Raw genomic sequence first — 21,274 nt, 5'->3', positions numbered from 1 at the left:
CGCATCACCCTATTCTTCCGAGTCATTTAATAAATGTCATTAAAAAAGCCTCTCGCCCCCGGAGGATCCCCCATGAAGAACCCGCTTCGCCTGGCCGCGGCGGCGCTCACCGCGCTGCCGCTGGCCGCATGCTCCGCCGGGAGCGAGGGCCCCGTAGCGCTCACCTGGTGGCAGGGGCCCAACGCCGAAAGCCCCACCCAGGCCGCCGTGGCCGCCTGCACCCGCGACGGCAAGTACACGATCAAGGTCGAGACCCTGCCGGAAGGGTCGGACAAGCAGCGCGAGCAGCTCGTCCGGCGGCTGTCGGCCAAGGACAGGGCGGTGAACCTGGTCACCATGGACGTCGTCTGGACGGCCGAGTTCGCCGAGGCCGGCTGGATCCTGCCGCTCCCCGCCACCACCGCCGCCACCGTCACGCGGGGCACGCTGGAAGGCGCGCTCAAGTCCGCGACGTGGAAGGACAAGCTGTACGCCGCGCCGCTGCTGTCCGGTTCGCAGCTGCTCTGGTATCGCAAGTCGCGCGCCCAGCGGGCGGGCATCGACCTGGCCAAGGGCGAGCTGACCTGGGAACAACTGCTCGCGGCCGCCGGCCGGATGCCCGAGGGGGAACGCGGCGTGGCCACGCCCGGCAACCGCTACGAGGGCTACACCGTCTTCGTCAACGCGCTCGTCGCCTCGGCGGGCGGTCAGATCGTCGACGCCGGTGGCCGGCCCGCTCTCGACAGCGACGCCGGACGGGCCGCGGCGGCCGTCATCGGCTCCCTGGCCTCCGGCCCGTCCGCGCTGAAGGGCATGAGCACCCTGGACGAGGAGACCATGCGCGCCGCCTTCGAGAAGGGCGAGGCCTCGTTCATGACGAACTGGGGCTACGTCTACGCCGCCGCCGCCGAACGCGCCCGGAAGGAACCGGCGTTCAAGAAGGTCTTCGACGACTACGGCTGGGCCCGCTACCCGAGGGTCACGGCCGGGCGGGCCAGCGCGCCTCCGCTCGGCGGTTCCAACATCGCCGTCGGGGCCGGCACGCCCGAGGACCAGCGTGACAACGCCTTCGCCGCCCTGACCTGCCTGACCTCCGAGCCGGCGCAGAAGGACTTCATGACGCGGGCCGGCATCCCCGCCGCCCGCGCGGCGGTCTACGACGACGCGGAGATCCGCGCCAGGTTCCCCTTCGCCGACGTGATGCGCGACTCGATCGCAGAAGCCGCGCCCCGTCCGATGGTCCGCAAGTACAACGCCGTGTCCACCGCCGTCCAGACGGCCTTCCACCCGCCCGCGTCCGTGTCGGCGGAAACCGCGGCCAAGGCGAACGCGGCCGTCACCGAGGCGGTGGGGAGCTGAACCGGGCGCGCGCGGAGCAGCGGCTGGGCCGGCTCATGGCCGCGCCCGCGCTGCTGCTCATGACGGCGGTGACGGTCGTGCCGATCCTGCGCACCGCAGGGCTGTCGCTGGAGCGCTATTCGCTGAGCGCCCCGGACGAGCGCGCGTTCGCCGGGCTGGACAACTTCCGCGAGATCCTCACCGCCCGGGACTGGTGGCAGGACCTCGCCGCCACGATCGTGTTGACGGTGACCAGCGTGGGCGTCGAGTTCGTGCTGGGCTTCGCCCTCGCGATGGCCATGCACAAGGTCCTGTGGGGCAGGCGCCTGCTGCGCACGGTGGTGCTCGTGCCGTACGCGGTGCTCACGGTGGTGTCCGCCTTCGCCTTCCGCTTCGCCTTCCAGCCGTCGGTCGGGTTCGTCGGCGGCGACTTCAACTGGCTCGGCGAGACCTGGTCGGCCTACACCGTGATCGTGCTCACCGAAGTCTGGAAGACCACGCCGTTCATGGCGCTGATGCTGCTGGCCGGGCTGGTCACCGTGCCGGGCGAGGTGTACGAGGCCGCGAAGGTGGACGGGGCGGGCGCCTGGCAGCGGTTCTGGCGCGTGACGGTCCCGTGCGTACGGCCGGCGATCATGGTCGCCTTGTTGTTCCGCACCATGGACGCCTTCCGGATCTTCGACACCGTCTACATCCAGACCCAGGGCGCGGTCGGCACCGAGACGTTGTCGTTCCTGAGCTACCGCTTCCTGATCAGGGACCTGGAGGTCGGGCTGGGCTCGGCCGTGTCGGTGCTGCTGTTCGTGTGCGTCGCGCTGATCGCGAGCGGCTTCGTCAGGGCGTTCCGATCCGAGCTGGGAGGCGGGCGATGAGCCGCCGCATCGGCGACCTGCTGGTCACCCTCATCGTCGCGATCTGGACGCTGGCGCCGCTGGCCTGGGTGGTCAGCCTGTCGCTGAAGCCGCCCGCGCTGCAGAACGACGGCCGCTTCCTGCCCGCCTCGCCGACGCTGGACAACTACACCGGGCTGTTCACCAAGCCGGTGTTCACCAGCGCGCTGGGCAACTCCGTGGGCATCTCGCTGGTGGCCACGGGCGTCTCGGTGCTCGTCGCGGTGCTGGCCGCGTACGCGATCGCCCGCCTGCGCTTCCGTGGCGGCCGCCTGGTGCTCGGCGTCGCGCTGAGCCTGACGATGTTCCCGGCGATCGCGCTGGTGGGACCGCTGTTCACGCTGTGGACCGATATCGGCCTGTTCGACACCTGGCTGGGGCTGATCATCCCCTACGTGTCGTTCTCACTGCCGCTGGCGATCTGGCTGATGACCGCCTTCTTCCGTACCATCCCGTGGGATCTTGAGGAATCCGCGCAGATGGACGGCGCGACCCGCCTCCAGGCCCTGGTCAGGGTGATCCTTCCGGTCGCCGCGCCGGGGGTGGTCACCACGTTCCTGCTCACGTTCCTGGCGTGCTGGGGCGAGTTCCTGTTCGCGATCTCGCTCACCTCGACGGAGTCCTCCCGTACGGTGCCCGCCGCCCTGGCCTTCTTCACCGGGGATTCGGAGTTCCAGCAGCCGTACGGCGCCATCGCCGCGGCCGCCCTGCTGGTGACGGTGCCGGTCGTGATTCTCGTGCTGATCGGCCAGCGCCGCATCGTCGCCGGGCTCACCTCCGGCGCGGTCAAGGGGTGATCTCATGCGGGAACCCGCCGATCTTGCCAGAATCACCGGTGTCTACCCGAAGGTGTTTCCATGACCGCTTCCGCGACCGCCCCCCTGCTTCGCCGTCTCAACGCCGAACGGGTCCTCGACGTGCTCCGGGAGGTCGAGGCGATCCGGCACACCGAACTCGCCGACGCCGCGGGACTGTCCCGGCCGACGGTCGACGCGGTGATCGAGGACCTGCGGCGGATCGGGCTGATCGCCGAGGTGGAGGACGACACTCCCGGACGGCGCGGCCGTCCCGCCCGGCTCGTCCGGCTGAAGGCGGAGAACGGGCATGTCGTCGGCATCGACATCGGGGTGCACAAGTGCATGGTCTCGGTGGCGGACCTGCGCGGGACCGTCCTGGCGACCGAGGTGCGCGCACTCGGCCAGGAACTGGGCCGCAAGGCGCGGCTGGACGGGGTCCGCCGGGCCGTACGTGACACCTTGAAGCGGGCCGGGGTGGAGCGCTCGGCCGTCCTGGCGGCCTGTACGGCGACGCCCGGCATCGTCGACCCCCGCACCGGGGTGGTGCTGACCTGCGACGTGCTGCCTGAATGGACCGGCCTGAACCTGCGGGCCGAGCTGGGCCGTTCCTTCGCCGCGCCCGTCCTGGCCGACAACGACGCCAACCTCGCCGTGGTCGGCGAGCGCTGGCGCGGCGTCGCGGCCGAGAGCGAGGACGTCATCTACGTGCTGGCGGGTGAACGGCTGGGCGCCGGCATCGTCTCGGGCGGCCAGGTCTTCCGCGGCCACGACGGGGGAGCGGGGGAAATGGCCTTCCTCAGCCTGCTGGAGCACACACCCGGCGCCGAGGGCATCGGCGCGCTGGCCACCAACATCGGCAAGGAGGTCGTGGTCAGGCTGCGCGAGCACACCCACGAGCTGACCGGTGACGCCGCGCTCCTGCTGGCCGCCGCCCGTGACGGCGACGCCGAGGCCCAGCAGGTGCTCGAACAGATCCTCGCCCGCATGGCCAGGGCGGTCGGCACCCTGGCCCTGCTCCTGAACCCCGAGCTGATCGTCATCGGGGGCGGCGTGGCGGCGGCCGGTGAGCAGATCGCCGAGCCGATCCGGCGCAGGCTGCCGCAGATGACCTCCCTGCCGCCCCAGTTGCGGGTCTCGCTGCTGGGCGACCGGGCGGTCACCGTCGGCGCGTTGCGCACCGCGCTGGACGCGGTCGAGAGTTCCCTGCTGGACGACCTGAACACCTGAGTGGAGAAGCATGACACCCGTGTCCTTGGCCATCGCCGGAGCCGGAGACCGCGGCAGCGGATACGCCCGGTGGGCGCTGGCGCGACCGGAGCAGGCGCGGATCGTGGCCGTCGCCGACCCGTCGGCGGAGCGGGGTCCGGCCCTGGCCGCCGAGAGCGGCGCCGAGTACTTCACCGACTGGCGGCACCTGGCCGGGCGCGGCAGGATCGCCGACGCCGTGGTGATCGCCACCCAGGACGGCGAGCATGCCGAGCCCGCCAAGGCCTTCGCAGAACTCGGCTACCACATCCTGGTGGAGAAACCCCTGGCGCCGACCGAGGCCGAGTGCCGTGACATCGTCGCGGCCGTCGAGAAGGCCGGCGTGATCTTCGCGGTCTGCCACGTCCTGCGGTACGCGCCCTACACCGACACCGTCAAGGCGGTGCTGGACTCCGGGCGCATCGGCGAGATCGTGTCGCTCCAGCACCTCGAACCCGTCGGCTTCTGGCACCAGGCGCACTCCTACGTGCGCGGCAACTGGCGCCGCGCCGACCAGTCGGCGTTCATGCTGCTGGCCAAGTCCTCCCACGACCTCGACTGGCTGCAGTACGTCGTGGGCCGCCGCATCCGGCGGGTCTCCAGCTTCGGCGGGCTCCGGCACTTCCGCCCGGACAACCGCCCGGAAGGGGCCGCCGCGAGATGCCTGGACTGTGGCGTCGAGCCGGAATGCCCCTACTCGGCGCCTCGACTGTACTTCGGCCGGTTGCGCGAAGGCCGGCACGGGTGGCCGCTGAGCGTGGTCACGCCCACCTTCACCGAGGAGGCCCTCACCGGCGCGCTCCGGGACGGCCCCTATGGCAGGTGCGTCTACGACTGCGACAACGACGTCGTCGACCACCAGGTCGTCGCCATGGAGTTCGACGGCGGGGCCAGCGCGACGTTCACCATGACCGCCTTCACGACCGGCGGGCACCGCCGTACCCGGATCTTCGGAACGCACGGCGAGCTGTCCTGCGACGGCGAGCACGTGCGGGTCGACGACTTCCGCACCGGCACGTCCTCGGTCATCGCGGTGACGCCGGACGGGGACGCGACGGCGGGCGGCGGCCACGCGGGCGGCGACGAGCGCCTCATGGCCGCGTTCGTCGCCGCGGTCGCCACCGGCGAGCACGACCGGATCCGCTCCGGCCCCGCCGAATCCCTCGCCTCCCACCTCGCGGTCTTCGCCGCCGAACGGGCCAGGCTCACCGGCCGGATCGTCACGGTGGAGTGAGTCGCCTCCGGCTAGCGCTGGAAATGCCAGAACAGCATCGACGGCGTCCCGGCGACGGCCGCGTGCGTGGCCTCGGGCACCAGGTCGCGCAGCGCCCAGGGCCACACATCCCACGGCCCCGGGACATCGGCCGGCTCGCCCGGCTCCGCCGGCGGGTGCAGGGGCTCCTCGCACCGCCGTACCTGGAGCCCTGCCGCCAGCGCGGCTCGCAGGTAGTCGCCGACCAGGTGGCGGTGGGTGGACACCCGTCCCGGCCGGCCGCGCGGAAGCCACCGGTTTTGGTCCGGCTCCGCGCTACCGCGAGTGGGTCGCCCCTTGTGCCGTGCCTTGTGTCGTGCCTTGTGTCGTGAGGCGGACGAGCTGGGACAGGTGGTCGGCGGCGCGCAGGAGGGGAAGGGCGTCACGCCGGACCCGGCTGAGCAGTTCCGCGCCCTCCAGCGTGCTGATGACGGTGCTGGCCAGCTCGTCCGCCGTGTCCGCGGGGACTCCCGACGCCTGGATCGAGGTGCTGACGAGCTGCTGCCAGTGGGCGAGCGCCTCCTCGGCCGCCTGCTGGATGCCCGGCACCCGCCCCACGGTCTCCAGCGCCGTGACCGCCACCGGGCAGCCGTCGACCCAGGACGAGGTCTTCAGGGAGGACACCATCAGATGGGCGCAGGCGGCGACGCCCTCGGCCGGATCGGCGCTGGTGGCCATGCCCTGGCTGAGCAGGTCGGCGTACTCGGCCGCGCCGTGACGCAGGGCCTCGACCGCGAGCTCCTGCTTGCCGCCGGGGAAGAAGTGGTACACCGAGCTCACCGAGGCTCCGGCCGCCTTCGCGATGGGCTTGACGGAGGCGCCCTCGTAGCCCTGCCGCTGCAACAGTTCGGCGGCGGCCCGCACGATCCGCGTGCGCGTGTCCTGGGAGTGCATGATTTCACCCTACCTGGTTGGAACGTTCGACCCAATCCGGCTATGCTCTGGATCGAACGTTCCAACCAGAAGGGGATGTCATGAGTGACCGAGCTGCCCACGTCGGTTTTGACCGCATGTTCGCGAACGGCCGGCTGACCGTCGGGCTGTTCCTGCCGTTGTGGCCCTATACCGGTGACATGGCGGCGTTGCACGGGCAGAGCAAGCTGGTCCAGGAAGCCGAACAGGCGGGCTTCGCCGCCGCGTGGGTCAGGGACATCCCGCTGGCGGACGCGACCTTCGGGGACGTCGGGCAGGTGTACGACCCCTGGTCCGCGCTGACCTGGCTGGCCGCGCACACCTCACGGATCACCCTGGCGACCGGCAGCGTGATCTTCAGCTTGCGGCACCCCATCGACCTGGCCAAGCAGGCGGCCTCCATCGACCACCTGTCCGGGGGCCGGTTGGTGCTCGGCGCCGCCTCGGGCGACCGGCCCAGCGAGTTCCCCGCCTATGGCGTCGACTTCGAGGGCCGTGGCCTTCGCTACCGGGAGGCGGTGCACGCGTTCCGCGAGCTCCTCCGGCCCTCCGCCTCCGGCGTGGAACTGCTGCCCAAGCCGGTGCACGGCCACATTCCGCTGCTGGTGACGGGCTCGTCCCAGCAGCCTCTGGAGTGGATCGCCGAGCACGCCGACGGATGGCTTGTCTACCCGGGCTCCGCCTCCACCCCCGAAGGCCCGATCGCGCTGGGCAAGAAGGCGGCGGGCTGGCGCGGCCTGATCCCCGGCGGCGCGTTCAAGCCCGTGGCCACCAACGAATGGATCGACCTGGCCGAAGACCCGCGCCACCTGCCCACCCCGCTGCGCGGCGGCTTCGTCCTGCGTACCGGGTCCCAGGGTCTGCTGGAACTCCTCGGACGCTGGCGGGACGCCGGCATCAACCACGCCGCCCTGGGTGTCCAGCACGGCACGCGGCCGGCCCACGAGGTCATCGCCCAGCTCGGCGAGGAGGTACTGCCGCACTTCCCGGCCATCGAGACCGCCGCGCCCCGGGTGGCCGCGTGGTGAGCACCCGGATGCGGGCCGTGATGCGCCAGTGGCCCACCGGGGTCGCCGTCGTCACCACCCGCTCCGCCACGGGGCCGCACGGCGTCACGATCAACAGCCTGTTGTCGGTGTCGCTGGAACCGCCGACGCTCCTCGTGTCGCTGAGCCGGCGCAGCCGTACACATCAGCTCATCATGGAGAACCGGAGCTTCACCGCCAATCTCCTGGCCGCCGGGCAGAGCGCCCTCGCCGCGCACTTCGCCGGCGAGCGTCCCGTCGGGGAGAGCGAGTTCCGGGACGTGGGCTGGTCGCCCTCCCCTTGCTCCGGCAACGCGGTCCTGGCCGGGGCGCTGGCCGCGATGGACTGCACGATCACCGCGACCGTCCCGGCCGCCGATCACACCCTGTTCGTCGGCGCCGTCGAGGAGGTACACCACCTTCGTGCCTGTGAGGAGCCGCTGGTGTACGCCAGACGCGTGTACCACCGGCTCGCCGAAACATCGGCTCCCCTTGACGGGGGAGAATCGTGGCTCCTCAGGGGGAGGTGAGGGCTCGGTTCGCGCCGGAACACTCGTGACCATGACGAGAGTTCATCCGCGGTGGAGCACCGTCAGGAAAGCCGCCGGGTACGGCGCCGCCGCGACCCTGTCCCTGTACCTCATCGTCAAGGTCGCCTGGGTCGCCGCCGCCCTCCTCGGGATCGCGCCCGCGCAGAGCGGCATGGACACCACGGAGTGGGTGACGCTCAACGCGATCACGGTGGTGATGGCGCTGGCCGGAGTGGCACTGGGGCTGGCGCTGGCGCAGCGGTGGGGCCGGCGGATCCCTGGTCCGCCGTTGCTCTTCTTCGCGTGGGTGGGCGCGGGATTCCTGGTTCCGATGATCCCGTACGGGATTGTGAGCGTCGTGCTCGGCGCGGACGGCGCGGACGGCGCGGACGGCGCGGACGCGGCGATGCCGGGATGGGAGACGATCGGCATCGGTGTCGGGTTCGCGGGGATGGCGGTGGGCCTGGCGGTGGCGCTGCCGATCTATCTGCGAGAACGCTGGCCGCGAGCCTTCCTGGGGAGACTGGGCGAGCTTGCCGGCACCGGCCGGGCAGGGAGACCGGGCGAGCTTCCCGGCATCGGCCGGGCGTTCCTCCTGGCCGGGCTGATGACGAGCGCCGGGCTGGGGCTGCTCTGGGGATATCGGGCGTTCGGCGGGAGTCTGGGACTGGACCCCGCCCACGTCGGCCGCGAGACTCTGGACGGCCTGCTGATGCGCGGCAACTGGGGAGCGTGGGCGCTCCTCGGCGCCGGGTGCGGCTGGTCTCTCATCGCGGCGCGGCCGTCCCGGTTGCCCTTGGGGGTTCCGATGGCGGTGGTGTTTCTCGCGTCGGGTTCGCTGTTCGCCTGGGGGTCGTGGAAGCTTCTGTGGGCCGTCGTCCGGCCCGGCGGCTTCGCGACACCCGAGTATCCGGTCGTCGCCGTGACGGAGCACGCTCTGAGCGTCTGCGCCGGCCTCGTGCTCATGGCCGTCGTCCTGCGGACCTGCCGCGCCCAAGCCGCCACCTTGGAGCGGCGAACTGGGTGATCTCCGGCACATCGTGAACGCATCGCGGAGCTATCAACCGAGGCCCACAGGATGGGCATCACCACGAAGAACACCAGCTAGGGAGAGTCACCCATGTCCACCACCGCCACCGTTGTCACCGTCCTGGCCGCCCTCTGGGTGGGATTCTCCGCCTTCTCCCTGCTCCGCCAGGCCGAGTGGGTCGTGAAGCCGCTGATGGACTACGGCGTCCCCCGCTCGTGGTGGCCCTGGCTCGGCGCGGCCAAGGCCGCAGGGTCGGTGGGCCTGCTGGCCGGCCTGTTCGTCCCGGTGATCGGCCTGCTGGCCGGGATCGGCCTGGTTCTGTACTTCGCCGGAGCCGTGGTCACCGTGCTCCGGGCACGCTCGTACTCGACCGTCGTCTACCCCCTGCTGTACATGGGCCCGGTGATCGCCGCCCTGACGCTGGGCTTCATCGCCTAGCGGCCCTGACCACGGTCATGGACGAGCGTCCGCTTGCGCCGCGGTCCGGCTGCGGAGTGCCGGACCGAGGGCCTGCTGGGCGGCGAAGAGGACGACCCCGGTGATCGCGCCCACCGCTCCCAGGCGGTTCGCCCGGCATGGTCGAGCAGGACGGTGCCGGCCAGCGGCCCGAACACGGCACCGACACTCCACGTGGCGGAGGCCACGCCCATGTAGCCGCCGCGCAGGTCCCCCGGCGCGAGGGCGGCGATGCCGATCTGGCCGAGGGACCAGACCAGGACCGACCCCGCGTAACCGGCACGCCGGTGAGGCGGTGGCGGCTTGCGAGAGGTTCGCGGATCTGCTGCCGGTCACCAAGCGGGTGCTGGGTTCCGACCACCCCGACACCCTGGCCACGCGCAGCGACCTCGCCCGCTGGCAGGAGCGCGTGACGGGGACGCCGCCGCGTCAGGGCCGGACGGCACGCTCTAGAGGAGGGTGAGGGCGTTCGCCTGGCGTTGGAGTTCGGGCAGGCGGGAGGGGTCGTTCAGGAGGGCGGTGAAAGCGAAGTCGATGATCTCGGGCGGGCTGACCGCGAACTCCGGCAGCGCCATCGCGTCGAACAGCACCAGCACCAGCCGTGCCCCCGAAACCGGGTTGACCGGCCGGACGTCGCCCTCGCGCTGCCCCTGCACGATCATGTCGGTGACCTGCAGTTCGAGCCGTTCGATCAGCTTGCGTTCGGCCGCGAACCGGTCGCGTTCCAGCTCGGGCGTGGTGAGGATGGACGCCAGCACGTACGGCGAGTCCAGCAGGTGCTGCAGCGACTCGCGCAGCCATCGATGCATTTTGACCACCGCCGGCGCCGCCACGACGTCCAGCGAGTCGGCCACGGTCAGCGGCGGCTCCAGGCCCAGCTTGACCAGCGCGGCCAGGATGTCGTCCTTGGCGGAGAAGTGCTTGTAGATGGCCGGCTGCTGGACGCCGACGGCGGCGGCGATGTCGCGGGTGGAGGTGGCGGAGTAGCCGTGCATCGCGAAGAGCCTGGCGGCCGTGCGGAGAATGCGCTCGGCCGACGGGCTCCATTGCGGTGCGGGCATGCGGGCCAGACTAGCCGGTCACGGTTCGGTGGCAGCCCGGACGCGGGCGATCGCCGCCTTGATTCGTCGAGGGTGCCCAGCACGACGGCGGTCACCCGGCCGTGTTCCAGCGTCCAGTAGAAGCGCACGTCGCGGTCGCCGGTCAGGATGTACTGCATACGGGCGTCGGCGCCCCGGTGTTCGGGAAGGTCCCGGGTCTCCTTGAGCACGAGTTGTGTCCAGGCCTGGGTGAGGTGGCGCGCCATGTCACAACTCCCCGGGCCAGGCGTCGCCCTCACGGGTCAGGGCGCGTGCCAGGTTCTGGTGGAAGACCATCACGCCGGGCTCCTTGGGGCTGAGGCGGTGCCAGCTCGATCAGTTTCCGGCGCATGATCTTGCCGGTGGACGTCTGGGGCAGCGCCGTGACGAACTGGATGGAACGGGGCAGCTTGTAGGCGGCGAGCCGGGCGCGGCAGTACTCGATCAGCTCCTCCGGGGTGGTCGCGGCGCCGCCGGACGGGACGACGTAGGCGCGGGCGGTCTCGCCTTTGACCTCGTCGGGGATCGGCCCGACCGCGACCATCGCCACCGCGGGGTGCGCGGCGAGGACACGTTCGATCTCGGCGGGATAGACGTTGTAGCCCGCCGTGATGATCATGTCTTTGCGGCGGTCGACGATGAAGAGATGGCCGGTGTCGTCCTCGTAGGCGATGTCGCCGGTGCGCAGCCAGCCGTCCTGGTCGATCGTCTCCGACGTGGCCTCGTCGTCGCCGAAGTAGCCGAGCATGACCAGCGGGCCCCGCACGAGCAGTTCTCCCGGCGTCCCGGGCGGTGCGGTGCGGGAGGCGTCGTCCAGGTCGCCGATCCGTATCTCGATGCCGGGCAGGGCCACGCCGATCGAACCGGGGCATGGCTCGGCGCCGGCCCGATGCGTCGTCCCCAGGCCGGACAGTTCGGTCATGCCCCACAACTCGATCAGCGGTGCGCCGCTGATCCGCTCCCAGCGCTCGATGGTGGAGCGGGCGATGGTCTGCCCGCCGACGGTGCAGCGTGTCAGCGAGCTCAGATCGGTGGCGCCGAGCCGCTCGTGGGCCAGCAGCATCGCGTACATCGCCGGTACGCCCTCGAACATCGTCACCCGGTGCTCGGCGATGAGTTCCAGCACGGTGCGCGCGTCGAAGCGTTCCAGCAGCACGACCGTCCCGCCGGAGAGGAACGTGCTGTTGATCGCCACGTTGCCGTAGACATGCGGGGCGGGCAGCGCCGTGAGGAGCGTGTCCGCCGCGGTCCTGCGGTGCATGCGGGCGGTCAGCTCGCAGTTCATCAGCACCGCGTGCTGGGACTGGACGGCGCCCTTGGGATGCCCCGTGGTGCCCGAGGTGTAGCCGATCGTGGACGGCTGCTCCCGGCGCACCCGCACGGCCTCCCGCGGCGCGGTCGTGGCGAGACAGGCGGAGAAGGCCTCGGCGCCCGGAGGCGGGTCGTCGAAGCAGATCACGGTGCGCAGCGTGCCGACCGCGTCGAGCACCCCGCCCAGGGCGGCGAGTTCGTCGCCTGAGGCGAACAGCGCCACCGCCTGGCAGTCGCGCAGGACGTGGCGCACCTCGTCCGGGGTGAGCATCACGTTGATCGGGTTCACCACCGCGCCGGCCCTGAGCACGGCGTGGTAGGCCACGATCCACTCCCACCGGTTCTGCGCGTACAGCGAGACGCGCTCGCCGGGCCGGATACCGCGCTCGGCCAGCGCCGCGGCGACGGACGCGGACGCGTGGTCGAGCTCGGCGTAGGTCAGTTCACGCGTCGCCGTCACCAGCGCGCTCTTGTGCGGGAACAGCGCGGCGCTGTGCGGCAGGATCTCACCGGGCCCGTTCATCTCAGCCATCAGACGGCGTCGGGCCGCTTGTTCAGGGTGACCGTCTGCCAGTTGGTGTACTCCATCAGCCCGTGCAACGAGTTCTCACAGCCGATGCCGGACTGCTTGTGCCCGCCGAAGGCCTGGGCGGGGGAGTACTGGTGCACCTCGTTGAGCCACACCGTGCCCGCGTCGATCTGCCGCCCGATGCGCTCGACGGCCTCCAGGTCCTTGCCCCACACGCTGGCGCCCAGGCCGAACTCGGTGTCGTTGGCGCGCGCGATCACATCGGCCTCGTCGGTCCAGCGCACCAGCGGCAGGATGGGGCCGAACGGCTCCTCGCGCATCAGCCGTGAGTTCTCCGGCGGGTCGTCCACCAGGGTCACCGGGACGAACCAGCCTCGGGCGGACTCGTCGATCTCGCCGCCGAGGGCGAAGGTGTACCCGTTGCGGGCGCAGTCGTCGAAGTACTCCTTGACCTTCTCGAACTGGGGCCGGTTCTGGATCGGACCGAGATCGGTGCCCGGGTCGGCGCCGTCGCCCACCGTGACCGTGCGCGCGTAGCCGACGAGCGCGTCACGGACCTGCTCGTAGACGTCGGCATGGATGTACAGGCGCTTGGCGGCGTTGCAGAACTGCGCGTTGTTCTGGAACGCCGCCCAGAACAGCTGCGGCGCGATCTTGGCCGGGTCCACGTCCGGCAGCACGATCGCCGGGTCGTTGCCGCCGAGCTCCAGGGTGATCCGCTTGAGGTTGCCGGCCGCCGAGCGCATGACGTGCTTGCCGGTCTCGGTGTTGCCGGTGAAGGCGATCTTGTCGATTCCGGGATGCGCGGTGACCCACTTCCCCAGGTCGTCGTCGCCCGACAGCACGCTGAACACGCCGGGGGGAAGCAGGTCCTGGACCAGTTCGGCGAGCTTGAGGGTACACAGCGGGGTGAACGGCGAGGGCTTGACGATGATGCAGTTGCCGGCGACGAGCGCGGGGGCGATCTTCCACACCGCGAGCAGGATGGGGAAGTTCCACGGTGTGATGCCGCCGACCACCCCGAGGGGCGTGTAACGGGTGATCACACGCCGGTCGGCGGTGTCCTCGACGACCTCCTCCGGAAGGGACTGGGCGGCGATCGCGCGCAGCCACGCGACCGAGCCGAAGACCTCCCACGCGGCGCCGCCGCCGGGTTTGCCCTGCTCGCGGGTCAGCAGTGTCATGAACTCCTCGGCGTGGGCCTCCAGCCGGTCGCCGATGGCGTTCACGATCGCCTGCCGCTGCCGGAGCTGGGTGGCCGCCCACGCGGGGAAGGCGGCCCGCGCCGCGTCCACGGCCTCGTCGAGCTGCTCGGGACCGGCGACCGGAACCTCGGCGATGATCTCGCCGGTGGCGGGGTTGACCACCGTGGAGGTCTCCGCGGACCGCTGTGGTTTCCCGTTGATGGTCAGGACGTAGTCGTCGTCGAACTGAAGGGACATGTCAGCCTCCCGTGGGTCGTCGCGTATGGCGGCCATCGTGGATCGGGACGAGGGCCGGTAACTGTTCCGATCCGGAACAGCGGTCAGTCGAAGCCGAGCTCCTTGAGCCGGCGATACAACGTGGTCCGGCCGATTCCGAGCATCGCGGCGGCGTGAACCTGAACCGGGTGTTCCGCAGATGCCCGGCGACGGCGTCGAGGCCGGCCACGACCTGCCTACTCCCTGACCAGCGGGAGCGTCGCGCAGTGCAGGCCGCCGGGGAAGCGGGTGACCTCCGCGAACTCGACCGGTACGGGGGTGATGCCGTGCCGGGACAGCTCTGCCTCGAGCCGCTCGTGCCCGGCCTGGATGATGAGCCGGTCGGGCCCGAGCGCGACCGTGTTGACCGCGAGCGCCCGCACCTCCTGCGGTGTCACGGTGATCAGTTCGAAGCGGTTTCTGAGGTGGTCGAGGCTCTCGGCGTCGAAGGCGGCGGGGCTGACGAGGCCGACCTCGGGCGAGGCGAGGGTGAAGTGCACGTCCAGGTGGACCACGGCCCGGTGGGTGAAGCGCATCGGCACCACCTCGCGCGACAGTCCGGCGGCGGCCATGGCCCGGCGCAGCGCCTCGACACCCTCCTCGTCGGTACTGTCGCCGATGCCGACCAGCACCTCGGAGGGGGTGACCAGCACGTCGCCGCCCTCGATGAAGCCGGCGTCCAGCGCGCGTACCTTGGACATGCGCGAGTGCAGGCTCAGCAACGCCGACTGCTCCCGCCGCCGGGTGGGGGTGGCCGGGCGGGCCAGGAAGAAGACGTCGTCGATGGCGAAGCCCATGTCCCGGGTGTACATCTGGACGGCGCAGTCGACGGGGTCCGCCCAGCGGACGGTCACGTCGTGCTCCTCCAGTACCGCGATGAGCTGGGCGTGCTGCTTGGCCGCGATCGTGGGGTCGGGCGCCTCGATGGAGTAGCGGGCGAGCATCTCGGTGAGGAGTTCCTCGTCGCCGTCATGGCCGTCGGCCTCCGCCTCGGTGATGAGGTCCTCCATGGTGAACGCTTTGGAGGGGCCCACGATCACGTCCCGGAGCCGGCCGACGTCGCTGGTGACACTGATTTCGAGCATGATGTCCTCTCTACGGTGGATGTGATGCTGCGATAGAGCTCGCCCCAGCCCGGGTTCTCCCGGACGAGCTCGTCGAGCAGGCTCTCGTCGGCGGCGGCCAGGGCGAGGCACCGCCAGAACGAGGGCTCCCTGTTGCCCGCGCCGAAGGCCTGCTGGGCCAGGTCGAGATCGGCCACGATCGGCTCCGGGTCGCCGCCCGCGAGCATGGCGTCGATGGACGAGCGCATCAGGCGGTCGCCGCGCCAGAGCCCGCGCAGGCGCTCCAGCTCGGCCAGCGGGTCGGGGTGGTCGTCGACGCGCAGGTCGAGCAGGACGCCGCCCGCCGGCGTCGCGTCCACGACCAGCAGGCTCGCGGCCTGCCTGCCGCGCACGTCGCCACCCGCCTTGTCGGCGGCACGCAGGGCCGTCAGCAGCCGGTCGGCCAGATCGCCCGGCGTGCCGGTGAACCGGTCGGCCATGAGGTCCCACAACCCGTCGGCGGCGAGCATGTTGCCCTGGGCCACGACGCCCGCGCCGGCCCGCCAGCCCGCGTGGGCCACGCAACCGCCGCCGGTGTGCCCGGCGGTGCGGCCATGGACGTCCACGAGGCCGATCTGGCGCAGCGCGGCGCTCCCGTCACCGGTCATGGCGAGCTTCAGCGCCATCGGCGGCGTCAGGCCGGTGGCCAGCAGTTCCGGCAGTCGCCGGCCGTACCGCGGGTCGGTGAGCGCCTGGGCGGCTCCGGCGCCCACGCCCGCACGGGCCCACGGCACCACCGCGCCGACCGCGAGGGAGTGCGAGGCCACCGCGACACCCATCTGGCCGGTACGCGCGCAGCGGGCGGCCACGGAGAAGGTCATGACCCGCCCATGACGCCGGGCTCGTGCGGCGAGCCGTGGTAGTGGATCATCTTCCAGTCGCCGTCGCGCCGGCGGTAGACCTCGGTGGCGCGGTAGCGCTGGTCCAGGTCGCCGCCCGCCTCCTCGCCGCGCGGCCCGAAGTCGACGGTCAGCCGGCACAGGTAGCTGACCACGGCCAGGTCCCCGCCGACCGTGATCCGCTCGTCCCACGCCCGCGAGACCACCTTCCGGGGTACGGCCTCGCCCGCCATCGCGATCAGCTGCTTCCAGAGCCCGACGATGCCGTCGAGGCCGAAGAAGTTGCTGCCCAGCGTGTTCCACATGACGAAGTCGTCACCGGCCAGATGGGCACGCAGCCAGCCGATGTCACCGGTGCCGTTGGCCGTCACCCAGCCGTCGTGCAGTTCGCGGATACGCCGCTCGTCGTCGCTCATGTCACACTCCCTTGGTTTGGTCCGCCAGCGGTCAAAGGCGGCGGATCGCCTGGGCGGGGCAGGCCTCGACGGCCTCCCCGGTCGCCGCCTCCAGCTCTGCCGGGACGTCCTCCGGCGTCGCCACGGCGTAGCCGAAGTCGTCCAGGTCGAAGACCTGGGGCGCGATCTCCGCGCACAGCGCGTAGGCGGCGCATTTGGTGCCGTCGACGTTCACGCGCATCCGTCAGTCCTCCTCGGGTTCGGGTGGGTGCACCCGGAAGCGGGTGTCGGCGCCCACCGGCAGCCGGGCGCAGCGCGCGCACGACTCGGCCAGGTGGTGCCGGATCTCCTGCGGGAAGTGGCGGAGCAGGCTGTCCGCGGTCAGGCAGGCGGCGTCGAGGGTGCCGCACGCGCCCCGGCCGCGCAGCCGCGCCGCCCACTGCTGCAGCCGGTCCACCTGCTCGGGGACCGCCGTGCCCGCGCGCAGCGCCGCCGCGGCCCCGGCCATGGCGCTCGTGCCTTTGAAGCAGCTTCCGCACTGGCCGGCGTTGGCCCGGTCGAAGAAGGCCAGCACGTCGGCGGCGGCCGCCACCGGGCAGTCGTCGCGGCCGATGGCCACCAGGGCGCCGCAGCCGAGTGTGCTGCCGATCGCGCGCATGGCCTCGTGGGCCAGCGGCGTGTCCCCGGCCGAGGGCGGCAGCAGGCCGCCGGAGAAGCCACCGGCCAGGAAGCCCCGGCGGGCGTCGAAGCCGAAGCGGGCGGCCAGCTCGGCCGGCCGTACCCCGTGAGGGACCTCCGTCAGCACCGGCGCGCCACCCGAGCCCGAGAGCGTCACCAGCAGGCCGCTGCGCCGGAACCGGGTCAGCAGCGCCGTCCTGGCCAGCGACTCGACGTTGAGCACCAGCGTGGGACGGCCGGCGACGCCCTGTTCGTAGGGCCGGGGCGGCTTGGCCGTGGGCTTGGCCGGGCCGCCGTCGATCGCGCGCACGAGCGCGCTCTCCTCGCCGCTGACGAATCCGGGCTCGGCGTCGAAAACCTCGATCGGTGCCGGTCGCTCCGCCAGCGCCTGCCGTACCGAACGAGCAGAGGGCCCGTCGGAGACGTACATGATCGCGCGGTCGGCTCCCACGATGCGGCGGGCGAGGAGCATGCCCTCGATCACCAGGTGAGGGCGGGTGCGCATCAGGTAGCGGTCCTTGACGCTGGCCGGCTCGCCCTCTTCCCCGTTGGCGACGAGCACGCGCGGCCCGCTCGCCGCCCGGACCGCCTCGATCTTCGCGGCGACCGGGAAGCCCGCGCCGCCGCGGCCGCGCAACCCGGCGGCGCGGATGGCGGCCAGCGCCGCCTCCGGTGAGTGGTGCAACGCGCTGTCGCCGCCCGAGGCGAGATGCCGGGCGAGATCCTCCCTGACATTTCCCCGTACGGCAGCGCCGCCCCCGGCCGGTACGGCCACGCGGGTCGTCATGTTCATCGTTCAGCACCTCCTGATGGGCAGGCGTTCGAGGGTGCGCAGCGCGCCGGCCGGAGCCGCTCGCACCGGCTCACCCGGCCCGGCCTCGAAGGACGGCCAGGCGGCCAGGAGCGCGCCGAGCGCGACCTGCGCCTCCATGCGGGCCAGCGGCGCGCCCAGGCAGTGGTGCGTCCCCATCCCGAACGCCAGGTGCCTGCCCTCCGTGCGGGTGATCAGGAAGCGTTCCGGGTCGGGGAACTCGGCCGGATCCCGGTTGGCCGCCGCGCCCAGCAGGACGACCACGGCCCCGGCCGGGATCGTGACCCCGTCCAGCTCGATCGGCGCGCGGGTCACCTTGGCCCCGAACTGGAAGGACGGCTCGAACCTGAGCACCTCCTCGACCGCGCCGGCCAGCAGCGACGGCGTGGCCCGCAGCAGATCGAGCTGGCCGCGATGTCCGAGCAGCACGTGCACCGCGTTGGCGATGAGCGCGGTGGTCGTCTCGTGCCCGGCGTTGAACAGCAGCAGGGCGCTGGAGACTACCTCCTGCGGCGTCATGACCGCGGTGAGTGCGGTCAGCAGATCGTCGCGCGGCTCCCGCCTGCGCCGCTCGACCAGGCCGAGGAAGTAGCCGGTCGACTCGGCCAGCGACTCGGCGGCCGCCTCCAGCGCCTCGGGCGGCACGACCGGCGCCAGCGTGCGCCCGGTGATCCCGGCCCTGCGCACGCAGGCGGCGCGGTCCTCCTCCGGCACGCCGAGCAGCTCGCCGATGAGCGCGGTCGTCAGCGGCAGGGCGAACTCCGACACCACCTCCAGGGAGGTTCCCGCCGCCTTCACCAATCCGGCCGCCGCCGCCTCCAGCCGGGGCCGGAGCGCGTGCACGGAGGCGGGCGTGAACGCCTGCTGGAACAGCTGCCGCAGCCGCCGGTGCTCGGGGTCGTCCATGAAGACGAACATCGAGCGCTGCCAGCGGGCCACCGGCCCGTCCACCCCGTCGAGGTGCCGTTCGGCCCAGTCCCGGTAGTCGGGCCGGGCCGACGGATCGCTGGTGGCGCGCGGGTCGAGCAGCAGGGCCCGCACGTGCGCGTACCGGCTGATCAGCCAGAGGCCGTCGCGTACCCGATGGACCGGCGCGCGCTCGCGCAGCTCCCGGTAGAGCGGATAGGGGTCGGGGACGACCAGGTCGGCGAGGGTGTAGGTCATGGCCTGGCCTTCGCGAGTGACTCCACTAGGCCGGGCAGTTGCTCGGGCGGGTTGACCAGGCCGAGCGCGACCTCGTCGATCCCGGTCGCGGCCAGGCGGGCCAGTGCCGCGGGGAGCGTGCCCGGCGTGGCGACCAGCGCCAGCTCGGCCACGGCGGCGGTGGTCAGCAGCCCGGCCATCGGGATCCGCCCCGCTCGGGCGTCCGCCAGCGCGGCGGGGTCGAACAGGCCGGGCGCGGTCACCTCGAACCCGGACGGGCTGAACCCGGCCAGGATCGGCACGAGCATCGCCGCGGCGCTCTCCTCGTCCTCGGCGATCGCGCCGAGCACGGTCGCCGAGATCCGGAAGTCCGCCCGGTCGCGCCCGGCCCCGGCCAGCGTCTTGACCAGCGAGGAGACGGAGGCGGCCAGATAGCCGAGCGAGGCGCCGGCGGTCAGCGAGACGCCGTCGGCGACCCGCCCCGCCAGATCCAGCATGCGCGGCCGGACGGCCAGCAGGTCGATGACCGGCGCCACCGGCGGCGCGGCGATGGCGCAGCCGGCGAAGCGGTGCCCGGCCAGCTCCCCGTCGACGCTCTCCCCGGCCAGCAGCCGCCGCAGCACCTCGACCAGCTCTCCGGCGACGCGCAGGCCCTGGCGGTGGTCGCCGCCGAGCATGCCGGCCAGCATGGCGTCGCCGAGCCCGACCTGGACGCGGACCCGTCCGGGGGCGAGCGCGGCCAGCGAGGCCAGCTCCATCGCCAGCAGCGCGGGATGCCGGGCGATCGGAGCGGGCCCGACCAGGCCCACCTCAAGGCGGCCGGTGCGGGCCAGCACCGCGGCTGCGGGCACCACGGCGTCGGTGAAGCCGAGGTGCTCGCACATCCACACGCCGTCCAGCCCGGCCGCCTCCGCCGCGGCGGCCGCGCGCAGCGTGGGCGGCAGCGGCCCGAACCCGCTGAAGCTGAGGCTCAATCGCACGGTGTACTCCTTCGGCTAGCGGATCGCGGTGATCCGGGTGACGGTGAAGGCGGCGCCGGCCATGCACAGCGCGGCGGCGGCGTAGAGGCCGGAGAATCCGGCGCCGGACAACATCACGGCGCCGAGCGCCGGTCCGGCCAGGCTGGGAAAGGTGTTGGCGCTCTGCAGCACGCCCAGGTCGCGGGCGCGCTCGCCGGCGCGGGGGAGCACGTCGGCGGCGACGGCGAGGTCCATGGTCGAGTAGACGCCGAAGGCCAGCCCGGTGACGGCGGCGACGACGAGGATGCCCGTCCACGTCGGCCAGGCCAGGTTGGCCACCGAGCACACGCTGAGCACGAGCCCGGCGCCGACGACGAACGCCTTCCTGCGCATCAGCCGGTCGGAGACGACGCCGGCGACGATCCCGGAGACCACGGCCACCAGCGCGTACACGGTGGTGGAGACCGCGATGTACTCGGCCACCTCGGCGGGTCCGGCGCCGGGACCGAGTACTTCCTGCACCCAGTAGAGGCCGAAGCCGAGCGAGAGCGCGAGCCCGAGGAAGACCAGGAACCGGGTCAGCCACATCCAGCCGAGGTCGGGGTCGCGGCGCGGGCTGAGCCGCAGACAGGCCAGCCACTCCTGCCAGTCCCACGGGCGGACCGCGTCCGAGCTGCTGGACGGCTCGCGGACGGTGACCAGCAGCAGGAGCCCGCCGCCCAGCATCAGCACGCCGAGCACCAGGTAGGCGCGGGGCACGTCGCCACCCAGCAGGCTGAACACCCAGGCGCCGAAGACGGGGGACAGCGCGCCGGCCACGCCGAACACCGCGGAGACCTCGCCCCGCTGCCGCCGCGGCACCTGGTCGGAGACGAGGGCGAGCGAGCTGGCGATCACGCCGCCGATACCGATCTGGAGCACGCCGAAGGCCAGGATCAGCGCCGGGACGCTGGTCGCCGCGGCCAGACCGGCCAGCCCGAGCGCCCCGGCCGCCGCACTGGCCAGCACCCAGGTACGGCGCCTGCCGTACCTGGACCGGGTGCGGTCGGAGACCATGCCGACCAGCGGGGCGGCGACGATACCGGCCAGGCCGCCGAAGGAGGAGACCAGCGCCAGCGTGCCCGCCTTGGACGCGCCGCCCAGCTCGGCGGCCTGCAGCGGCAGCAGGATCTGCGCGGGGGTGAGCAGCGCCGCCAGCACGCCGAAGGAGCTGGCGGCGAGGCCCACCCGGAAGCCCACGCCCACACGCGCCGTCTGCCCGGCCGCTGTCGCCGGGCCGTTCCTCATCGCCGCCTCCAGGCGCTCGCGATCAGGGCGGCGGTCGGCTCGGGCGCCTCGGCCATGGGCAGGTGACCGGCGCCCGGCACGGTGTGCTGCTCGGTGCCCAGCGCTGCCGCCGTCTTCGCGGCGGCCTCGTGCGGGCAGGTCCTGTCGTGGGCGCCGCCCCCGCCCAGCACCGCGCGGGCCCCCACGTCCGCCCCCCCCCCGCAGTCCGCGCGGGAGAACGCCCCCC

Annotated in this window: 23 protein-coding genes and 1 pseudogene; 9 read left to right on the top strand and 15 right to left on the bottom strand. The window is 72.4% G+C overall.

Annotated elements, in window-relative coordinates; translation table 11 throughout:
- Nucleotides 1-72: 72 nt before the first annotated feature.
- From ACFWY5_RS45380 to ACFWY5_RS45360, 5 genes are read left to right on the top strand one after another with little or no spacing between them, the layout of a single operon-like run.
- Nucleotides 73-1,338, top strand: a complete 1,266-nt coding sequence (locus tag ACFWY5_RS45380) for an extracellular solute-binding protein (RefSeq protein WP_379638575.1) — start codon at nt 73-75, stop codon at nt 1,336-1,338.
- Between the two features lie 35 nt (nt 1,339-1,373).
- Entirely contained in the window at nt 1,374-2,189 is an 816-nt protein-coding gene (locus tag ACFWY5_RS45375; RefSeq protein ID WP_379638574.1) for a carbohydrate ABC transporter permease, read from the top strand.
- A complete protein-coding gene (locus tag ACFWY5_RS45370) occupies nt 2,186-3,004 on the top strand; it encodes a carbohydrate ABC transporter permease (RefSeq protein WP_379612646.1) in 819 nt (272 codons plus the stop codon). Before ACFWY5_RS45375 ends, ACFWY5_RS45370 begins: the two co-directional genes overlap by 4 nt.
- A gap of 60 nt (nt 3,005-3,064) precedes the next feature.
- The gene (locus ACFWY5_RS45365) at nt 3,065-4,231 is read left to right on the top strand and encodes an ROK family protein (protein WP_379638573.1); all 1,167 of its coding nucleotides are present in this window, start codon (nt 3,065-3,067) and stop codon (nt 4,229-4,231) included.
- 10 nt (nt 4,232-4,241) lie between these two features.
- The gene (locus tag ACFWY5_RS45360) at nt 4,242-5,483 is read left to right on the top strand and encodes a Gfo/Idh/MocA family protein (RefSeq protein ID WP_379638572.1); all 1,242 of its coding nucleotides are present in this window, start codon (nt 4,242-4,244) and stop codon (nt 5,481-5,483) included.
- 11 nt (nt 5,484-5,494) lie between these two features.
- On the opposite strand, the gene ACFWY5_RS45355 is transcribed toward ACFWY5_RS45360, so the two are convergent.
- Both ACFWY5_RS45355 and ACFWY5_RS45350 read right to left on the bottom strand, forming a co-directional pair.
- Nucleotides 5,495-5,728, bottom strand: coding sequence for a hypothetical protein (locus tag ACFWY5_RS45355; RefSeq protein ID WP_379638571.1), 234 nt, complete (start codon nt 5,726-5,728; stop codon nt 5,495-5,497).
- 49 nt (nt 5,729-5,777) lie between these two features.
- Entirely contained in the window at nt 5,778-6,395 is a 618-nt protein-coding gene (locus ACFWY5_RS45350) for a TetR/AcrR family transcriptional regulator (protein ID WP_379638570.1), read from the bottom strand.
- An 80-nt stretch (nt 6,396-6,475) separates the two neighbouring features.
- On the opposite strand from ACFWY5_RS45350, the gene ACFWY5_RS45345 reads away from it, so the two are divergent.
- The 4 genes from ACFWY5_RS45345 (at nt 6,476) to ACFWY5_RS45330 (ending at nt 9,436) form a co-directional block, all read left to right on the top strand.
- Complete coding sequence (locus ACFWY5_RS45345) at nt 6,476-7,441, top strand: LLM class oxidoreductase (protein ID WP_379638569.1); 966 nt, start codon at nt 6,476-6,478, stop codon at nt 7,439-7,441.
- Nucleotides 7,435-7,968, top strand: coding sequence for a flavin reductase family protein (locus ACFWY5_RS45340; RefSeq protein WP_379638568.1), 534 nt, complete (start codon nt 7,435-7,437; stop codon nt 7,966-7,968). Before ACFWY5_RS45345 ends, ACFWY5_RS45340 begins: the two co-directional genes overlap by 7 nt.
- 31 nt (nt 7,969-7,999) lie before the next feature.
- A complete protein-coding gene (locus ACFWY5_RS45335) occupies nt 8,000-8,995 on the top strand; it encodes a hypothetical protein (protein ID WP_379638567.1) in 996 nt (331 codons plus the stop codon).
- 93 nt (nt 8,996-9,088) lie between these two features.
- On the top strand, nt 9,089-9,436 hold the full coding sequence (locus tag ACFWY5_RS45330; RefSeq protein ID WP_379638566.1) for a DoxX family protein: 348 nt from the start codon (nt 9,089-9,091) through the stop codon (nt 9,434-9,436).
- Nucleotides 9,437-9,903: 467 nt separating this feature from the next.
- Here the strand turns inward: ACFWY5_RS45330 and ACFWY5_RS45325 are convergent, their stop codons facing one another.
- The 13 genes and pseudogenes from ACFWY5_RS45325 to ACFWY5_RS45265 all read right to left on the bottom strand — a co-directional run.
- Nucleotides 9,904-10,515, bottom strand: a complete 612-nt coding sequence (locus tag ACFWY5_RS45325; RefSeq protein WP_379638565.1) for a TetR/AcrR family transcriptional regulator — start codon at nt 10,513-10,515, stop codon at nt 9,904-9,906.
- A gap of 274 nt (nt 10,516-10,789) precedes the next feature.
- The gene (locus tag ACFWY5_RS45320) at nt 10,790-12,367 is read right to left on the bottom strand and encodes a class I adenylate-forming enzyme family protein (RefSeq protein WP_379638564.1); all 1,578 of its coding nucleotides are present in this window, start codon (nt 12,365-12,367) and stop codon (nt 10,790-10,792) included.
- An 8-nt stretch (nt 12,368-12,375) separates the two neighbouring features.
- A complete protein-coding gene (locus tag ACFWY5_RS45315; protein WP_379638563.1) occupies nt 12,376-13,815 on the bottom strand; it encodes an aldehyde dehydrogenase family protein in 1,440 nt (479 codons plus the stop codon).
- Between the two features lie 83 nt (nt 13,816-13,898).
- Nucleotides 13,899-13,970: pseudogene (locus tag ACFWY5_RS45310) on the bottom strand (helix-turn-helix domain-containing protein); the annotation flags it as partial.
- A gap of 60 nt (nt 13,971-14,030) precedes the next feature.
- Nucleotides 14,031-14,918, bottom strand: a complete 888-nt coding sequence (locus ACFWY5_RS45305) for a dimethylarginine dimethylaminohydrolase family protein (protein ID WP_379638562.1) — start codon at nt 14,916-14,918, stop codon at nt 14,031-14,033.
- Nucleotides 14,870-15,757 carry a DUF1028 domain-containing protein gene (locus ACFWY5_RS45300; protein WP_379638561.1) on the bottom strand — a complete coding sequence of 296 codons (888 nt, stop codon included), beginning with the start codon at nt 15,755-15,757 and terminating at the stop codon, nt 14,870-14,872. Before ACFWY5_RS45300 ends, ACFWY5_RS45305 begins: the two co-directional genes overlap by 49 nt.
- Nucleotides 15,754-16,191 (bottom strand): YybH family protein, encoded by a 438-nt coding sequence (locus ACFWY5_RS45295; RefSeq protein ID WP_379612631.1) that lies wholly within the window; start codon nt 16,189-16,191, stop codon nt 15,754-15,756. Before ACFWY5_RS45295 ends, ACFWY5_RS45300 begins: the two co-directional genes overlap by 4 nt.
- A 31-nt stretch (nt 16,192-16,222) precedes the next feature.
- The gene (locus ACFWY5_RS45290) at nt 16,223-16,411 is read right to left on the bottom strand and encodes a ferredoxin (RefSeq protein ID WP_379638560.1); all 189 of its coding nucleotides are present in this window, start codon (nt 16,409-16,411) and stop codon (nt 16,223-16,225) included.
- A gap of 3 nt (nt 16,412-16,414) precedes the next feature.
- Nucleotides 16,415-17,641 (bottom strand): NADH-ubiquinone oxidoreductase-F iron-sulfur binding region domain-containing protein, encoded by a 1,227-nt coding sequence (locus tag ACFWY5_RS45285; RefSeq protein WP_379638559.1) that lies wholly within the window; start codon nt 17,639-17,641, stop codon nt 16,415-16,417.
- 3 nt (nt 17,642-17,644) lie between these two features.
- Nucleotides 17,645-18,823 (bottom strand): cytochrome P450, encoded by a 1,179-nt coding sequence (locus ACFWY5_RS45280; protein ID WP_379638558.1) that lies wholly within the window; start codon nt 18,821-18,823, stop codon nt 17,645-17,647.
- Complete coding sequence (locus ACFWY5_RS45275; protein WP_379638557.1) at nt 18,820-19,782, bottom strand: LLM class flavin-dependent oxidoreductase; 963 nt, start codon at nt 19,780-19,782, stop codon at nt 18,820-18,822. Before ACFWY5_RS45275 ends, ACFWY5_RS45280 begins: the two co-directional genes overlap by 4 nt.
- A gap of 15 nt (nt 19,783-19,797) precedes the next feature.
- Entirely contained in the window at nt 19,798-21,048 is a 1,251-nt protein-coding gene (locus ACFWY5_RS45270) for an MFS transporter (RefSeq protein ID WP_379638556.1), read from the bottom strand.
- A partial coding sequence (locus ACFWY5_RS45265; RefSeq protein WP_379638555.1) for an alpha/beta fold hydrolase occupies nt 21,045-21,274 on the bottom strand: 230 nt, incomplete at its 5' end. The genes ACFWY5_RS45265 and ACFWY5_RS45270, both read right to left, overlap by 4 nt.

Origin of the sequence: Nonomuraea sp. NPDC059007, assembly GCF_042740555.1 — a bacterium.
Lineage (GTDB): Bacteria > Actinomycetota > Actinomycetes > Streptosporangiales > Streptosporangiaceae > Nonomuraea.
The sequence above is the reverse complement of the archived record's forward strand: the minus strand, read 5'-3'. Positions and strand labels throughout refer to the sequence as shown.

What these genes read in the sequence shown, in the direction of transcription:
- ACFWY5_RS45315 (WP_379638563.1), bottom strand. Translation starts at nt 13,815, where the DNA reads ATGTCCCTTCAGTTCGACGACGACTACGTCCTGACCATCAACGGGAAA.
- ACFWY5_RS45360 (WP_379638572.1), top strand. Translation starts at nt 4,242, where the DNA reads ATGACACCCGTGTCCTTGGCCATCGCCGGAGCCGGAGACCGCGGCAGC.
- ACFWY5_RS45305 (WP_379638562.1), bottom strand. Translation starts at nt 14,918, where the DNA reads ATGCTCGAAATCAGTGTCACCAGCGACGTCGGCCGGCTCCGGGACGTG.
- ACFWY5_RS45375 (WP_379638574.1), top strand. Translation starts at nt 1,374, where the DNA reads ATGGCCGCGCCCGCGCTGCTGCTCATGACGGCGGTGACGGTCGTGCCG.
- ACFWY5_RS45380 (WP_379638575.1), top strand. Translation starts at nt 73, where the DNA reads ATGAAGAACCCGCTTCGCCTGGCCGCGGCGGCGCTCACCGCGCTGCCG.
- ACFWY5_RS45330 (WP_379638566.1), top strand. Translation starts at nt 9,089, where the DNA reads ATGTCCACCACCGCCACCGTTGTCACCGTCCTGGCCGCCCTCTGGGTG.
- ACFWY5_RS45320 (WP_379638564.1), bottom strand. Translation starts at nt 12,367, where the DNA reads ATGAACGGGCCCGGTGAGATCCTGCCGCACAGCGCCGCGCTGTTCCCG.
- ACFWY5_RS45295 (WP_379612631.1), bottom strand. Translation starts at nt 16,191, where the DNA reads ATGAGCGACGACGAGCGGCGTATCCGCGAACTGCACGACGGCTGGGTG.
- ACFWY5_RS45285 (WP_379638559.1), bottom strand. Translation starts at nt 17,641, where the DNA reads ATGAACATGACGACCCGCGTGGCCGTACCGGCCGGGGGCGGCGCTGCC.
- ACFWY5_RS45345 (WP_379638569.1), top strand. Translation starts at nt 6,476, where the DNA reads ATGAGTGACCGAGCTGCCCACGTCGGTTTTGACCGCATGTTCGCGAAC.
- ACFWY5_RS45300 (WP_379638561.1), bottom strand. Translation starts at nt 15,757, where the DNA reads ATGACCTTCTCCGTGGCCGCCCGCTGCGCGCGTACCGGCCAGATGGGT.
- ACFWY5_RS45335 (WP_379638567.1), top strand. Translation starts at nt 8,000, where the DNA reads ATGACGAGAGTTCATCCGCGGTGGAGCACCGTCAGGAAAGCCGCCGGG.
- ACFWY5_RS45350 (WP_379638570.1), bottom strand. Translation starts at nt 6,395, where the DNA reads ATGCACTCCCAGGACACGCGCACGCGGATCGTGCGGGCCGCCGCCGAA.
- ACFWY5_RS45290 (WP_379638560.1), bottom strand. Translation starts at nt 16,411, where the DNA reads ATGCGCGTGAACGTCGACGGCACCAAATGCGCCGCCTACGCGCTGTGC.
- ACFWY5_RS45365 (WP_379638573.1), top strand. Translation starts at nt 3,065, where the DNA reads ATGACCGCTTCCGCGACCGCCCCCCTGCTTCGCCGTCTCAACGCCGAA.
- ACFWY5_RS45325 (WP_379638565.1), bottom strand. Translation starts at nt 10,515, where the DNA reads ATGCCCGCACCGCAATGGAGCCCGTCGGCCGAGCGCATTCTCCGCACG.
- ACFWY5_RS45270 (WP_379638556.1), bottom strand. Translation starts at nt 21,048, where the DNA reads ATGAGGAACGGCCCGGCGACAGCGGCCGGGCAGACGGCGCGTGTGGGC.
- ACFWY5_RS45370 (WP_379612646.1), top strand. Translation starts at nt 2,186, where the DNA reads ATGAGCCGCCGCATCGGCGACCTGCTGGTCACCCTCATCGTCGCGATC.
- ACFWY5_RS45280 (WP_379638558.1), bottom strand. Translation starts at nt 18,823, where the DNA reads ATGACCTACACCCTCGCCGACCTGGTCGTCCCCGACCCCTATCCGCTC.